At 70.4% G+C, this 14,477-nt stretch carries 11 protein-coding genes; 7 read left to right on the top strand and 4 right to left on the bottom strand.

The window, feature by feature from the left end; translation table 11 throughout:
• Window positions 1–113 precede the first annotated feature (113 nt).
• Genes ABTY20_RS07780 through ABTY20_RS07770 form a run of 3 tightly spaced genes read right to left on the bottom strand, consistent with a single transcriptional unit; the run spans window position 114 to window position 3,802 of the window.
• Window positions 114–1,049: a carbohydrate ABC transporter permease gene (locus ABTY20_RS07780; protein ID WP_351996071.1), complete on the bottom strand. Its 936-nt coding sequence runs from the start codon at window positions 1,047–1,049 to the stop codon at window positions 114–116.
• On the bottom strand, window positions 1,046–2,080 hold the full coding sequence (locus ABTY20_RS07775) for an ABC transporter permease (RefSeq protein ID WP_351996070.1): 1,035 nt from the start codon (window positions 2,078–2,080) through the stop codon (window positions 1,046–1,048). The genes ABTY20_RS07780 and ABTY20_RS07775 overlap by 4 nt, the downstream gene beginning before the upstream one ends.
• Window positions 2,081–2,107: 27 nt before the next feature.
• On the bottom strand, window positions 2,108–3,802 hold the full coding sequence (locus ABTY20_RS07770; RefSeq protein ID WP_351996069.1) for an extracellular solute-binding protein: 1,695 nt from the start codon (window positions 3,800–3,802) through the stop codon (window positions 2,108–2,110).
• Between the two features lie 357 nt (window positions 3,803–4,159).
• On the opposite strand from ABTY20_RS07770, the gene ABTY20_RS07765 reads away from it, so the two are divergent.
• Complete coding sequence (locus ABTY20_RS07765) at window positions 4,160–7,000, top strand: glycoside hydrolase family 3 C-terminal domain-containing protein (protein ID WP_351996068.1); 2,841 nt, start codon at window positions 4,160–4,162, stop codon at window positions 6,998–7,000.
• A gap of 189 nt (window positions 7,001–7,189) precedes the next feature.
• Window positions 7,190–7,648, top strand: a complete 459-nt coding sequence (locus ABTY20_RS07760; protein ID WP_351996067.1) for a DUF4190 domain-containing protein — start codon at window positions 7,190–7,192, stop codon at window positions 7,646–7,648.
• A 294-nt stretch (window positions 7,649–7,942) separates the two neighbouring features.
• Here the strand turns inward: ABTY20_RS07760 and ybiA are convergent, their stop codons facing one another.
• A complete protein-coding gene (ybiA, locus tag ABTY20_RS07755; RefSeq protein WP_351996066.1) occupies window positions 7,943–8,512 on the bottom strand; it encodes a riboflavin biosynthesis intermediates N-glycosidase in 570 nt (189 codons plus the stop codon).
• Between the two features lie 197 nt (window positions 8,513–8,709).
• Here ybiA and ABTY20_RS07750 point away from each other — a divergent pair, with 197 nt between their 5' ends.
• Genes ABTY20_RS07750 through ABTY20_RS07730 form a run of 5 tightly spaced genes read left to right on the top strand, consistent with a single transcriptional unit; the run spans window position 8,710 to window position 14,474 of the window.
• A complete protein-coding gene (locus ABTY20_RS07750) occupies window positions 8,710–10,245 on the top strand; it encodes a gamma-aminobutyraldehyde dehydrogenase (RefSeq protein ID WP_351996065.1) in 1,536 nt (511 codons plus the stop codon).
• Window positions 10,246–10,295: 50 nt separating this feature from the next.
• The gene (locus ABTY20_RS07745) at window positions 10,296–11,543 is read left to right on the top strand and encodes a polyamine ABC transporter substrate-binding protein (RefSeq protein ID WP_351996064.1); all 1,248 of its coding nucleotides are present in this window, start codon (window positions 10,296–10,298) and stop codon (window positions 11,541–11,543) included.
• A gap of 4 nt (window positions 11,544–11,547) precedes the next feature.
• Window positions 11,548–12,744 (top strand): ABC transporter ATP-binding protein, encoded by a 1,197-nt coding sequence (locus ABTY20_RS07740; RefSeq protein ID WP_351996063.1) that lies wholly within the window; start codon window positions 11,548–11,550, stop codon window positions 12,742–12,744.
• Complete coding sequence (locus ABTY20_RS07735; RefSeq protein WP_351996062.1) at window positions 12,741–13,673, top strand: ABC transporter permease; 933 nt, start codon at window positions 12,741–12,743, stop codon at window positions 13,671–13,673. The genes ABTY20_RS07740 and ABTY20_RS07735 overlap by 4 nt, the downstream gene beginning before the upstream one ends.
• On the top strand, window positions 13,674–14,474 hold the full coding sequence (locus ABTY20_RS07730) for an ABC transporter permease (RefSeq protein ID WP_351996061.1): 801 nt from the start codon (window positions 13,674–13,676) through the stop codon (window positions 14,472–14,474). It abuts the gene before it with no gap.
• Window positions 14,475–14,477: the final 3 nt, after the last annotated feature.

The raw sequence follows: 14,477 nt of genomic DNA, 5'->3' as shown, positions 1-14,477 counted from the left end.
GGAGAAACCGGAGGGGCGCGGGGCTGTGTCCGGTGTGCGGCTCCGCCGCGTGGGCGCGACCAGCCACGACGGACCCGCGGCCCATTGACCGCGCAGCCCCGCAACCAAGGACGTCAACCCTTGACGGCCCCCGTGAGCATGCCCTTCTTGAAGTGCTTCTGGACGAACGGCGACAACACGGCCACCGGCAGCAGCGCCATCACCATGACGGCCATCTGCACGGCCAGACCGGACAGCTCACCGGTCTTGATCGCCTGGCCCAGGCCGACCGGCGCCTCCTGCTTCTGCACCAGCTGGATCATGACGTTCTGCAGCGGCAGCATGTCCTGGTCGTTCAGGTACAGGGAGGCGTTGAACCAGGCGCTCCAGTAGCCGACGGCGTAGAACAGCGTGATCACCGCGACGACCGCGCGGGAGAGCGGCAGCACGATCTGCCTCAGGATGCGCAGGTCCCCGGCGCCGTCGATGCGGGCGCTGTCGATCAGTTCCTGCGAGATGCCCATGAAGAAGCCGCGCAGCACCAGGATGTTGAAGACGCTGATCGCGCTGGGCAGGATCAGCGCGAGGTAGGTGTCCGTCAGGCCCAGGGACTGCACCAGCAGGTAGGTGGGGATGAGGCCGGCGCTGAAGAACATCGTGGCCAGCAGCACCATGAGGATCCAGCGGTGGCCCAGCGAGCCGCTGCGGGACAGTCCGTAGGCGCACAGCACCGACACCGTCATGGAGAAGAGGGTGCCGACGAGGGTGATGCCGATGCTGACGAGCGCGGCCCGGGTGACCTGGCCGCCGCCGAGCAGCTCCTGGTAGGCGACGAAGGTGATGTCCGTCGGGATCATCACCAGTCCGCCGGCCTCGTCGATGGCCTTGCGCGTGGACAGGCTGGTGACCACGACGATCCACAGCGGGAACAGGATGGCCAGACAGGCGAGGAGCAGGATCAGCCCCTTGCCGGCGAGCCCGGCCCGGCTGGGCTTCTCCTCCCACACCGGCCGGGGCGGGGCCGCCCAGCGGCCGGGCGTGCGCGCGGGCTTGTCGATGACGGCGGTCACTTCTTGTACACCCCCTGCTCGCCCATGAGATGGGCCACCTTGTTCGCTATCAGGACCAGGCCGAGACTGATGACGCCCTTGACGAGTCCCGCGGCGGCCGCGTAGCCGAAGTCCTGGTTGCGCACGCCGTTCCACCACACGAAGGTGTCGAGGACCTCCGCGGCGTCCGGTCCGACCATGTCGCGTTGCAGCAGGATCTGTTCGAAGCCGACCGTCAGGGCGTCGCCGACGCGCAGCACCAGCAGCAGGGCGATCACCGGGCGCAGCGCGGGCAGCGTGACGTGCCACATGCGGCGCCAGCGGTTGGCGCCGTCCATCGCGGCGGCCTCGTACAGGTCGGGGCTGACCGAGGCCAGCGCGGCGAGGAAGACGATGATCCCCCAGCCGGCGTCCTTCCACACGCTCTGCGCGGTGACCAGGAACTTGAAGGTCTCCGGGTCGGTCATCAGGCTGAGTCCGTCGTACCCGTGGTCGCGCAGCACCTGGGACAGCAGTCCGGCGCCGCCGAACAGCTGCTGGAAGACGGCGACGACCAGCACCCACGAGAAGAAGTGCGGCAGGTAGAGGACGGCCTGCGAGATCGCCCGCACCCGGGGCCTGACCACGCTGTTGATGAGCAGCGCGAGCAGGATGGGGACCGGGAAGTACAGCACCAGCTGGAGGAAGAACAGCACCAGTGTGTTCTGCACCGCGTTCCAGAAGGCGGAGTCCTCGAAGATGCGCTGGAAGTTCTCCAGGCCCACCCAGGGGCTGTGCAGGATGGAGACGACCCCGTTGTCACTGATGTAGGGGTCGTACTCCTGGAACGCGACGACGTTGCCGAGGATCGGCACGTAGTTGAAGAGCAGTACCAGCAGCACGGCCGGCAGCGTCATCAGCAGCAGGACGCGGTCGCGTCGGAACCTCAGCCGGAGGCTGAGCTTCCCGGCGGGTGGCTTCTTCGTGGCCCCGGGGGCGCCGCCGTGCGCCGCCGGGGGGTTCTCCTTCGCTTCGGCCTCGGTGTCGGTCCGAGGCACCGTGCTGTGGGACACGGCGGTTCTCCTTGCCTCGGTACCCGGTCAGCCGGCCGCCGAGCCGTTCTCGTCGAGGATCTTCTTGTACCAGTCGCGGAGCTCGTCGCCGCCCTTGCTCCTCCAGTCGGAGACGGCCTGCTGCACGTCGCTGACCTTCTTGCGGCCGCGGATGACGTCGTCCTCCAGCTGCTCGAAGTCGTTGGAGAGGTTGGTCCAGCGGGCGGGCTCGGTGATCTGCATGCCGTAGAAGGCCGACTTCCTGGTGAAGGCGCCCATCCGCTGCTGCCACTCCACCTGGCCCCTGGCGACCTCGGGGAAGTCGGGGTGGGCGATGGTCGGGGCGGGGCTCGCGACCATCACGTAGGCGTTCATCACGTCGATGTTGCCCTGGTCGGTCTTGGTGGGCACACCGTCCTTGACGGTGTAGTGGGTGCCCTCCACGCCGTAGTTGGTGGCCATGTACTCCTTGGTGCCGTACGGCGCGGCGGTGACGTTGGCGACCGCCAGCACGTCGCGGATCACGGCCTCGGAGGCCTTCTTGTTGACGAAGGCGAAGATGCCGGCCGGGTTCTTGGCCCACAGCGTGGGGTCACCGCCGTCGTGGCCGAAGATGTCCATGCCCCAGATCTTGAAGTCGGGGTTCTGGGTGGCCTGTTCGGCGGTGCGGCTCCACCACTGCGACATGTCCTGGTTGTAGATGAGGAACTCGCCGGCGGCGAACTTGGGGCCGGGGTCGCTGGCGTTGCTCTTGCCCAGCTTGGCGTCGGGGTGCACCACGCCGGCGGCGAACAGCTTGCGCGTCCACTCCAGGGCCTCGAGGTACTCCTCGGTCTCGATGCGGTAGACCAGCTTGCCGTCGGCCAGGTTCCAGCCGAGCGACTTCTCCTCGCCGGAGAGCACGCCGAAGGCGTTGAAGGCGGTCCACTTCATGTCCAGGCAGGCCCAGCGCTTGGCCTTGGCGCTGGTGGCGTCCTTGGCCAGCTCCATGAACTCGTCGCACGAGCGGGGGACCTCGTAGCCCTCCTTCTCGAAGATGTCCTGACGGTAGAGCGGGACGATGCCGGTGACGTACGAGGACGGCATGGGCAGGCCGCGCAGCTTGCCGCCGAAGATGGACCGCTGCCAGGCGTCGGTGGGGATCGCCGCGAGGTTCGGGTAGTCCTTGACGGCGTCGCCGGACAGGTACGGGCCGAGGTCGGCGAACTTGCCGATGATGGCGCTGGGGATCTTGCCCGTCATGTTCCAGCCGGGCACGACCACCACGTCGGGCACCTCGCTGGAGGCGAGGACGGCGCCGAGCTTCTGGTCGTAGGTGTTGCCGTCCTGGTTCCGCCAGACCACGTCGACGCCGATGAGGTCGTTCATCGAGGTGTAGTAGGCGTTGTCGTCCTTGGGCGGGGAGCCCCAGAACGGCGACATGATCGTGACCTTGCCGCCCTTGCCGAGCTTCTTCGGCACCGACGTCTTCAGGCCCGCCAGGTCGAGCTTGCCGGTGAAGCCGACCGCGGAACCGTTCTTGCTGGGGATGTCGGGCGTGACCACGTTGCTCGCCACGTACGCCGGGAGGATCTTCTTGGCGTCCTTGCCCGACGTGGTGCCGTCCCGCGAGCCTCCGTCGGAGCCGCCGCACGCGGCGAGCAGCGGCATTCCTCCGGCCACCGCTGCGGTGGCGACCGCCGTGGAGGCGAGGAAGCTTCTCCGGCTCGGCCCGGAGGAGGTGGGGGCGGCGTTCGGCGTCATTGCGTCAACCCTTCATGGCGCACCAGGACACCCGGCGGTGGCCGTCGGCTGCGGTGTCTTCAGTGGAACTGGCTGAGCCGAAGCGGTGGTTCGGCGGAAGGTGCGCCGGAAAGGCGGGCCTCTCAGTCGAAGCGCTTCGATGTTGCTGCGAGGTTAAGTGAACACCCAGGGGCACACAAGGGTCACATCCAAGATTCCTCGGATGTATGCACGATCGCGATGCAGCCATCATGTCCATGGATCACTCGCGAGGCGTTGGATCCGGTGCCCTGGATCCCTTGACACCCACCCCTGCCCCGAATGAGCATCGAAGCGCTTCGAAAGCGCCTCGCCGCTCCATCCCGAGGGGAACTCCACGTGACCGCACCAACGCCGCCCACGCCGTCTTTCCGCGATACGACCCTGCCGTTCGCGAAGCGCATCGACGACCTCCTGTCGCGGCTCACCCTCGACGAGAAGATCGGATTTCTGCACCAGTTCGCGCCGGCCGTCGAGCGTCTGGACGTCGCCGCCTTCCGCACCGGACAGGAGGCCCTGCACGGTGTCGCCTGGATGGGCCCGGCGACGGTGTTCCCGCAGGCCGTCGGCCTGGGCGCCACCTGGAACGAGGAACTGGTGCGCCGGGTGGGCGAGGCGGTGTCCCGGGAGGTCCGCGCCATGCGCGCCCGCGACGAGCGCGTCGGCCTCAACGTCTGGGCGCCGACCGTCAACCTGTTGCGCCACCCCCTGTGGGGCCGCAACGAGGAGGGCTACTCCGAGGACCCGAAGCTCACCTCGGCGATCGCCACCGCCTACACCCACGGCCTGCGCGGTGACCATCCGGTGTACTGGCGCACCGCCCCCGTCCTCAAGCACTGGCTGGCGCACAACAACGAGACGGAGCGCGACACCACCTCCAGCTCCGTCCGCCCGCGGGTGCTCCACGAGTACGACCTGCGCGCCTTCCGCGAGTCCGTCGAGGCGGGCACGGTGGCCGGCGTGATGCCGGCGTACAACCTGGTCAACGGCCGCCCGAACCACGTGTCGCCGTATCTGCGCGAGCAGTTGCGCACCTGGACCGAACAGGACCTGCTGGTCTGCTCGGACGCCGGAGCGCCGTCCAACCTGGTCGACTCCGAGCACTACTTCGACACCCACGAGGAGGCCACCGCGGCGGCCCTGCGGGCCGGGGTCGACAGCTTCACCGACCACGGCACCGACAGCTCGACGATCATCGGACGTGTCCGGGGCGCGCTGGAGCGGGGCCTGCTGACGGAGGCCGACGTCGACACGGCCGTACGCCGTCAGCTCTCGGTGCGGTTCCGGCTCGGCGAGTTCGACCCGGGCGCGGACCCGTACGCCGGGGAGCAGCCCTTCGACACCCCGGAGCACCGGGCGCTCGCCCGGGAGGCCGCCGAGCAGGCGGTCGTCCTGCTGAAGAACGACGGCGCGCTGCCGCTCGCCCCGGACGCCCGCGTCGCGGTCGTCGGGCTGCTCGCCGACGAGTGCAAGCTCGACTGGTACAGCGGCAGCCTCATCCACCGCGTCACCCCCCTGGAGGGCCTCTACGAGCGCTTCGGCGCCGAGCGCGTGGAGTTCGCCGAGGGCGTGGACCGGGTGCTGCTGAAGACCTCCGCCGGTACGTTCCTGCACGTCCCGCCGGCCCCCGAGGCCCCCGGGGCGGCGCGCGGCGCCGAGGGCGCCCTCGACCCGGCGCTGCTCGCGGGCCGCACCGACCTGCCGCCGCTCATTGCCGGGGCGGAGGGCACCGAGCTCGCCCTGGCCGACTGGGGCGAGGGCGTGCTCACCCTGCGGGCACCCGACGGCCGCTACCTCTCCGTCGCCGAGGACGGGTACGTGCGCGCCTCCGCCGACCAGCCGGGCGGCTGGGTCGTGCAGGAGACGTTCCGGCTGGAGCCGCACGGGGACGGTCACCTCCTCAGGCACGTGGGGACAGGACGCCACGTGCAGGTCGCCGCCGACGGCGTGAAGGTTGCCGAGGAGGATCCCGAGGTCTTCGAGCTGGTCGTCGTCGAGCGCGGGCAGGACGCGGTCACCCGCGTCGCGGCAGGCGCCGACGTGGTCGTGGTGGTCGCCGGCAACGACCCGCACATCAACGGGCGCGAGACCGAGGACCGTACGACGCTGCGGCTGCCCGCCCAGCAGGAGCGGCTGCTGCGCGCGGCCCGCGCCGCCAACCCGGACACGGTGCTGGTGCTGACCTCCGCCTACCCGTACGCGGTGGACGCGGCGGACCTCCCGGCGCTGCTGTGGACCGCGCACGGCGGCCAGGCCGCGGGCACCGCGCTGGCCCGCGTGCTCGCCGGCGACGTCTCCCCCGCCGGCCGGCTGCCGCAGACCTGGTACGCCGACGACGCCGACCTGCCGGACCTCCTCGACTACGACGTGATCGGCGGCCGGCAGACCTATCTGTACTTCGAGGGGACGCCGCTGTTCCCCTTCGGGCACGGTCTGTCGTACGCGGACTTCTCCTACGGGGAGCTGACGGCGGACGTCGCCGGGTCGGCGGTGCACGTCTCCTTCACCGTCACCAACACCGGTGACGTCACCGCCGACGAGGTGCCCCAGCTCTACGCCCGGGCCGTGGACCCGTCGGTCCCGCGGCCGCGCCGCGAGCTGCTGGCGCACCGGCGGGTGACGCTGGCGCCCGGGGAGTCGGCCGGGCTGTCCTTCGTGCTGCCGCTGTCCGCCTTCGCGTTCTGGGACGTGGCGGCGGACCGGTGGCGGGTGGAGCCGGGGGCGTACGAGCTGCTGGCCGGGGCCTCCAGCGAGGACGTGCGCGCACGGGCCACCGTGACCCTGGAGGGCGAGCCGGCCGCCCCGCGCGCCGTCCTCGAACGCGGCCTGGACGGGGCCGGTTTCGACGAGCAGAGCGGCATCGGGATCGTCGACCGGACGAAGGCCGCGGGCGACGCGGTCACCGCCGTGGCCGGGAAGGAGGGCGAACTCCTCTTCAAGGGCTGCGACTTCGGCGCCGGGGCGACGGAGGTGACCGTCGAGGTCTCCGGCGAGGGCACGGTCGAGGTCTCGCTCGACGGCGGACCGGTGCTCGCCGAACTTTCGCCGCAAACGCCCACGTCCGGCCCGTACGACTACACCACGCTCCGCGCGTCCCTCGCCGTCGTCGACGGCGTGCACGACGTGCGCCTGCGGCTGCGCGGCCCGCTGCGGCTCGCGCACGTCGGCTTCTCCGGTTGAGGGTCCGGACGCGGCCGACGCCAGGAAGGGGTCCGGCACCGAGGACATCGGTGCCGGACCCCGGTGCGTCGGGCCCCGAAATCCTCCCGTCCCGCCCCGGGAGGGGGGCCGGGACGGGAATCCCCGCTTCGGGAAGAGAGAGGTCCCTATGATGCCGGGGTCAGTTTTAACGGAGGGGAGAGCGTTTTCATGTCCGGCACCAATCCCGCACCCGGTGGGTTCGGGCCGCCGTCCCAGCCCCCGCAGCAGCCGGGCCCGGGATACGGCTATCCGCAGTCCGGCCCTTCCTACGGTTACCCGACGGGTCCCGCCCCGCAGGGCATGCCCCCCGCGCCCTATCCGCAGACGCCCGGCTACGGGATGCCCCTGCAGCCGAGCAACGGCATGGGGACCACCGGACTGGTGCTGGGCATCATCGGCCTGGTCTGCAGCCTCACCTTCTTCCTGTGGTTCTTCGGCGTGATCCTGGGCATCCTGGCGATCGTCTTCGGCGCCGTCGGCCGGGGGAAGGCCAACCGCGGCGAGGCCACCAACAAGGGTTCGGCGACCGCCGGACTGGTCTGCGGCATCGTGGCCACGGTGATCCTGCCGCTGCTCGGCATCCTGCTGTTCGCCAGTGTCATGGGAGGCGTCGGCGCCGCGTCCTGAACGCCCGTCCCCCGGAGGGCCGGTCCGCACGGACTGGCCCTCCGCCGTGCGAGGCCCCCCGCTCAGCCCGTGCGCAGCCGCCGTCGGGCCTTCACCAGCACTCCGGGGCACCCGCCCCTCGTCGCCGGCCGCGAGACCCGATCCATCGCGCACGGGAGCCCCGTTCAGCCGGCACGCAGCCGCCGTCGGGCCTCCACCAGCGCGACCCCCGGCAGGTCCAGGCCCTGCCACCGCTCCGGATCACCCGCCCCGTCGCCGATCGCGCGACCGGTCCCCTCTGCGCGCAGACCCCGTTCAGCCCGTGCGCAGCCGCCGCCGGGCTTCCATCAGCGCGAACCCCAGCAGATTCGGGCCCCGCCAGCGCTCCGGATCGCCCGCCCCCTCGTCACCGGCCGCGAGACCGATGCCCCACACCCGGTCCACCGGGCTCGCCTCGACCAGCACCCGCTCGCCCGTGCCCAGCAGGAACGCCCGCAGGTCCGCATGGGCCGCGAACTTGTGCACGCTGCCCTCGACGACGATCCCGAACCGCTCCCGGCGCCACGTCTCCTCGTCGAAGCCCCGCACCAGCCGCCCGGCCTTCTTCGCCTGCGAGGGATGCCCCGCGGCCAGCACCCGCCGCTCCCCCTCCGGATCCCCGAACAGCCGGGCCTTGGCCGCCATCATCCAGTGTTCGGCGGTCGCGTACTCCACCCCGTCCACCGTGAACGGCGACGGCCACCACTGACTCAGACAGCTCGCCCCGATCCGGCCGCCGGGCAGCGGCCGGTGCCCCCAGAAGTGCAGGTACTTCACTCTCGCCCCGGCGCGCAGCGCCTCGGCCAGCGTCTCCCGTGACTCCATCGCCCCCGTGATCCTCTCCATGCACGCGAGTCTGACAGCAACGACCGACACCCCGTCCTGCCTTTTCCGTGGTGACTCGACACCTGGTCGACAGATTCCGTCGCGTAACCAAAAGGCAACAACGGAATCACTTGTTGGGACCCACTCGTTCTGTCAGGATCGGCACTCAAATCGAGCTGGAGCCACGCCGCCCCCTCGGGGACACGGAGGAGAGCGACATGCACAAGCCGGGTACCGCCACCCCGGAACGACCCCCCGTCCAGGACCGGTTCGCGGACGGCGCGCAGTTCGTCGCGGGCCGCCCGGCGAAGGGCACCTCGGGCCGTACCCACACGGTCGTCGACCCGGCCACCGGCGCGGAGGTGTACACGTACGAACTCGCCGGCCCCGACGACGTCGACGCGGCCGTCGCCGCCGCGCGGGAGGCGTTTCCGGCGTGGGGCGGCGCCACTCCCGGTGAGCGGTCCGACGCCCTGCACCGGTTCGCCGCGGTCGTCGCCGACCGCGCGGAGGACTTCGCCCGCGCGGAGTCACTGCAGTGCGGCAAGCCCCTGAAGCTGAGCCGTGAGTTCGACGTACCGGGCACGATCGACAACATCGCCTTCTTCGCCGGGGCCGCCCGCCACCTGACGGGTCAGTCGGCCGGCGAGTACTCCGGCGACCACACCTCCTGCGTCCGCCGTGAGCCGATCGGTGTCGTGGGTTCCGTCGCCCCCTGGAACTATCCGCTCCAGATGGCCGCCTGGAAGATCCTCCCGGCGATCGCCGCGGGCAACACCGTCGTCCTCAAGCCCGCCGAGCTCACCCCGCTGACCTCGCTCCTGTTCGCCCGGGCCGCCACCGACGCCGGCATCCCGGACGGTGTGGTCAACATCGTCACCGGCACCGGCGAGGAGGCGGGCGAGCACCTGGTGGGCCACCCCGACGTGGCCATGACCTCCTTCACCGGCTCCACCGCCGTCGGCAAGCGGGTCGCCGCGATCGCCACCGCCACCGTCAAGCGCCTCCACCTGGAACTGGGCGGCAAGGCCCCCTTCGTCGTCTTCGACGACGCCGACCTCGACGCCGCCGTCAACGGCGCGGTCGCGGGCGCGCTGATCAACACCGGACAGGACTGCACGGCCGCCACCCGCGCGTACGTGCAGCGCCCGCTGTACGAGGCGTTCGTCGAGCGCACCGCCGCCCTGATGGAGACCGTCCGGCTCGGCGACCCCTTCGCCCCCGGCACCGACCTCGGCCCGCTGGTCTCGCACGCCCAGCGCGACCGGGTGGCCGGCTTCGTCGACCGGGCGCGCGCCTACGCGCGCGTGGTGACCGGCGGGGAGGCGCCCCTGGGCGAGCTGGCGGACGGCGCGTACTATCGCCCCACCCTCATCGTCGGCGCACCGCAGGACAGCGAGGTCGTGCAGTCCGAGATCTTCGGTCCGGTGCTGGTCGTCCTGCCCTTCGACACCGACGACGAGGGCATCGCGCTGGCCAACGACACCCCGTACGGGCTCGCCGCCTCCGCCTGGAGCCGGGACGTGTACCGCACGGGCCGCGCCACCCGCGAGCTCAAGGCCGGGTGCGTGTGGGTCAACGACCACATCCCGATCATCAGCGAGATGCCGCACGGCGGATCCAAGGCGTCCGGCTTCGGCAAGGACATGTCCGCCTATTCGTTCGAGGAGTACACGCAGGTCAAGCACGTCATGTTCGACAACACCGCGGTGGTCCGCAAGGACTGGCACCGCACCGTCTTCGGGGACCGATAGCAGCCAGGCCGCCCGACCCGCGGCCATCCTCCCGAAAGGGCACCACGCGCATGGAGCAGTACGAGCCCGACCGCCTCTCACCGGCCCGGGTGGCCGCCGTGCGGCGCAGCCTCCGCGGCGGCAGGGCGGCCCTGTCCCGCCGGTCCCTGCTGCGCGCCTCCGCGGGCGGCGCGCTCGCGGTCGGCGGACTCGGCGCGCTGAGCGGCTGCGGCATCCCCGCGGCCGGCACCACCCGGGGCGGCGTCCCGGCGGAGGACCACTCGAAGGAGGAGAAGTCCGTCAGCTTCTCCAACTGGACCGAGTACATGGACGTCGACGACGGCGGGCGCGCGCACCCCACGCTGGAGGCGTTCACGAAGCGGACCGGCATCAAGGTCACGTACACCGAGGACATCAACGACAACACCGAGTTCTTCGGCAAGATCAAGCCGCAGCTCGCCGCGGGCCAGGACACCGGCCGCGACATCATCGTCCTCACCGACTGGCTGGCCGCCCGTCTGATCCGCCTCGGCTGGGTGCAGAAGCTGGACCCGGCCAACCTCCCGAACGCCTTCGCCCACCTGTCGCCCCAGTTCCGCAGCCCCGACTGGGATCCGGGCCGCGCCTACTCCTACCCCTGGCAGGGCATCGCGACCGTCATCGCCTACAACAGGAAGGCGCTCGACGGCGTGGAGGTGAGGACCTTCTCCGACCTGCTGGACAACCCGAGGCTCAAGGGCCGGGTCGGACTGCTCACCGAGATGCGCGACACCATGGGCCTGACCCTGCTCGACATGGGCAAGGAGCCGGAGAGGTTCACCGCCGACGACTACGACGCGGCGCTCGCCCGGCTCCAGAAGGCCGTCGACAAGGGCCAGATCCGCCGGTTCACCGGCAACGACTACACCGCGGACATCAGCAAGGGCGACTTCGCCGCCTGTGTGGCCTGGGCCGGGGACGTCGTCCAGCTGAAGGCGGACAACCCGGACATCGACTTCCTGATCCCCGACAGCGGCTACCTGATGTCCAGCGACAACCTGCTGATCCCCAACAAGGCCCGGCACAAGACGAACGCCGAGCGGCTGATCGACTACTACTTCGAGCCGCGGCCGGCCGCCGAGCTCGCCGCCTACATCAACTTCGTCTGTCCGGTCGACGGGGTGAAGGACGAACTCGCGAAGATCGACGAGGCCGCGGCGAACAACCCGCTGATCCTCCCCGACCGGGCCATGCAGGCCAAGTCCCGTGCCTTCCGCTCCCTGAGCGCCGAGGAAGAGACGGAATTCGAAGAGAAGTTCGCAAAGCTCACTGGGGCGTGACGAGATGAAGACCACCGAAGACACCACCACGGCCGGGCACGGCGGCGGGGACGTCCGCCTCACCGGCATCGGCAAGACCTACGGCTCCTTCACCGCCGTGCACCCCCTGGACCTGACCGTGCCGCAGGGCTCCTTCTTCGCCCTGCTCGGCGCGTCCGGCTGCGGCAAGACCACCACCCTGCGGATGATCGCCGGCCTGGAGGAGCCCACGAGCGGCACCGTCCACCTCGGCGACCAGGACGTCACCGCGCTGCCGCCGTACAAGCGGCCGGTGAACACGGTCTTCCAGTCCTACGCCCTCTTCCCGCACCTCGACATCTTCGAGAACGTCGCCTTCGGTCTGCGCCGGCGCGGCATCAAGAGCGTGAAGAAGCGGGTCGAGGAGATGCTGGAGCTGGTGCAGCTCGGCGAGCAGGCCCGCAAGAAGCCGCACCAGCTCTCCGGCGGCCAGCAGCAGCGGGTCGCGGTGGCCCGCGCGCTGATCAACCACCCCAGGGTGCTGCTGCTCGACGAGCCGCTCGGCGCCCTCGACCTGAAGCTGCGCCGCCGGATGCAGCTGGAGCTCAAGCGCATCCAGACCGAGGTCGGCATCACCTTCGTGCACGTCACGCACGACCAGGAGGAGGCCATGACCATGGCCGACACGGTCGCCGTGATGAACGCCGGCCGGGTCGAGCAGCTCGGCTCCCCCGCCGACCTGTACGAGAACCCGCGCACCACCTTCGTCGCCAACTTCCTCGGCACCTCCAACCTCATCGAGGCCGAGGTCGACTCGAGGTCCGGCGACGAGATCGTCCTCAGGGCGGGCGGCGGCAGACTCGTCCTGCCCGCGGCACGCACCAGCGCGCCCACGGCGACCGGCGGCAGGGTGCTGGTCGGAGTGCGCCCGGAGAAGATCTCCCTCACCCACGCCGACGACGCCGGCAGGATACCCGGGGGCCGCAACCGGATCACCGGCAGGATCGCCGAGTCCAGCTTCATCGGCGTCTCCACGCAGTTCGTCGTCGACAGCCCGGTCTGCACCGACTTCGAGGTCTACGTGCAGAACATCGACCGCGACGCCCGGCTGGTGCCCGGCGCCGAGGTGGTCCTGCACTGGAACCCGGCGCACACCTTCGCACTGGACGCGGCGCAGTCCCCGCTCGCCGGGACGGTGGGCTCCGCGGGCGTCGGGACGGTCGAGGAAGAGGTCGCCCGATGACCACGGTCACCCAGGCGCCGCCCCTGGCGCCCGCCCCGGAGGCGAAACCCCCGGGCAAGCCGCGCGGGCGGGGCCGCTGGACGCCGTACCTGCTCCTGCTGCCCGGTCTGCTGTGGCTGTTCGTGTTCTTCGCGCTGCCGGTGATCTACCAGGCCTCCACGTCCGTGCAGACGGGCTCCCTGGAGGAGGGCTACCGGGTCACCTGGCACTTCGCCACCTACGGGGACGCGCTGTCCGAGTACTGGCCGCAGTTCGTGCGCTCGGTGCTCTACGCGGCCTCCGCGACCGTGCTGTGCCTGCTGCTCGGCTACCCGCTGGCCTATCTGATCGCCTTCCGCGCGGGACGCTGGCGGAACCTGATCATGATCCTGGTGATCGCGCCCTTCTTCACCAGCTTCCTGATCCGCACGCTCGCCTGGAAGACGATCCTCGCCGACGGCGGCCCGGTGGTCGACGCCCTGAACACCCTGCACGTCCTGGACGTCACGGCGTGGCTCGGCTGGACCGCCGGCGACCGGGTGCTCGCCACGCCGCTCGCGGTGGTGTGCGGTCTGACGTACAACTTCCTGCCGTTCATGGTCCTGCCGCTCTACACCTCGCTGGAGCGCATCGACCCCCGGCTGCACGAGGCGGCGAACGACCTGTACGCCAGGCCGTCGACCACCTTCCGCAGGGTCACCTTCCCGCTGTCGATGCCGGGCGTGGTCTCCGGCACGCTGCTGACCTTCATCCCGGCGTCCGGCGACTACATCAACTCGGATCTGCTCGGCTCGACCGACACCCGCATGGTCGGCAACGTCATCCAGTCGCAGTTCCTGCGGATCCTCGACTATCCGACGGCCGCGGCGCTCTCGTTCCTCCTGATGGCCGCGATCCTCGTCGTCGTCACGCTCTACATCCGCAAGTCCGGCACGGAGGATCTGGTTTAAATGGCCTTCGTCAACTGGCTCAAGCGCCATTTCGTCGTCATCGCGGGACTGCTGACCCTCGCGTACCTCCTCCTGCCGAACGTCGTCGTCACCGTGTTCTCCTTCAACGATCCGAAGGGGCGCTTCAATTACACGTGGCAGGAATTCTCCACCGAGGCGTGGAAGGATCCGTGCGGCGTCCCCGGACTGTGCGCCTCGCTGTCGCTCAGCCTCCAGCTCGCCCTGTGGGCGACGCTCGGCGCCACCCTGCTCGGCACGATGATCGCCTTCGCGCTGGCCCGCTACCGCTTCCGCGCCCGCCCCGCCGTGAACTCGCTGATCTTCCTGCCGATGGCGATGCCCGAGGTGGTCATGGCGGCCTCACTGCTCACCCTGTTCCTCAACATGGGTGCTCGGCTGGGCTTCTGGACGATCCTGATCGCCCACGTCATGTTCTGCCTCAGCTTCGTCGTGGTCGCCGTGAAGGCGCGCGTGATGTCGATGGACCCGAGGCTGGAGCAGGCCGCGCAGGACCTGTACGCCGGCCCGTTCCAGACGTTCGTCCGGGTCACGCTGCCGATCGCCGCCCCCGGCATCGCGGCGGGCGCGCTGCTCGCCTTCGCGCTCTCCTTCGACGATTTCATCATCACCAATTTCAACGCCGGCTCGACCGTCACCTTCCCGATGTTCGTATGGGGTTCCGCGCAGCGCGGAACCCCCGTGCAGATCAATGTGATCGGTACGGCCATGTTCGCCGTCGCCGTCCTGCTGGTCCTGGTCTCCATGGTCGTCGGCAGTCGCCGCAACCGGCAGAAGGCATGACAA

The sequence above is a fragment of the Streptomyces sp. NPDC126497 genome (assembly GCF_040302425.1).
Lineage (GTDB): Bacteria > Actinomycetota > Actinomycetes > Streptomycetales > Streptomycetaceae > Streptomyces.
This window is presented reverse-complemented; position numbering and strand designations above follow the sequence as displayed.

Coding starts and splice junctions, on each gene's coding strand:
- ABTY20_RS07740 (WP_351996063.1), top strand. CDS start 11,548: ATGAAGACCACCGAAGACACCACCACGGCCGGGCACGGCGGCGGGGAC.
- ABTY20_RS07730 (WP_351996061.1), top strand. CDS start 13,674: ATGGCCTTCGTCAACTGGCTCAAGCGCCATTTCGTCGTCATCGCGGGA.
- ABTY20_RS07745 (WP_351996064.1), top strand. CDS start 10,296: ATGGAGCAGTACGAGCCCGACCGCCTCTCACCGGCCCGGGTGGCCGCC.
- ybiA (WP_351996066.1), bottom strand. CDS start 8,512: ATGGAGAGGATCACGGGGGCGATGGAGTCACGGGAGACGCTGGCCGAG.
- ABTY20_RS07735 (WP_351996062.1), top strand. CDS start 12,741: ATGACCACGGTCACCCAGGCGCCGCCCCTGGCGCCCGCCCCGGAGGCG.
- ABTY20_RS07760 (WP_351996067.1), top strand. CDS start 7,190: ATGTCCGGCACCAATCCCGCACCCGGTGGGTTCGGGCCGCCGTCCCAG.
- ABTY20_RS07750 (WP_351996065.1), top strand. CDS start 8,710: ATGCACAAGCCGGGTACCGCCACCCCGGAACGACCCCCCGTCCAGGAC.
- ABTY20_RS07770 (WP_351996069.1), bottom strand. CDS start 3,802: ATGACGCCGAACGCCGCCCCCACCTCCTCCGGGCCGAGCCGGAGAAGC.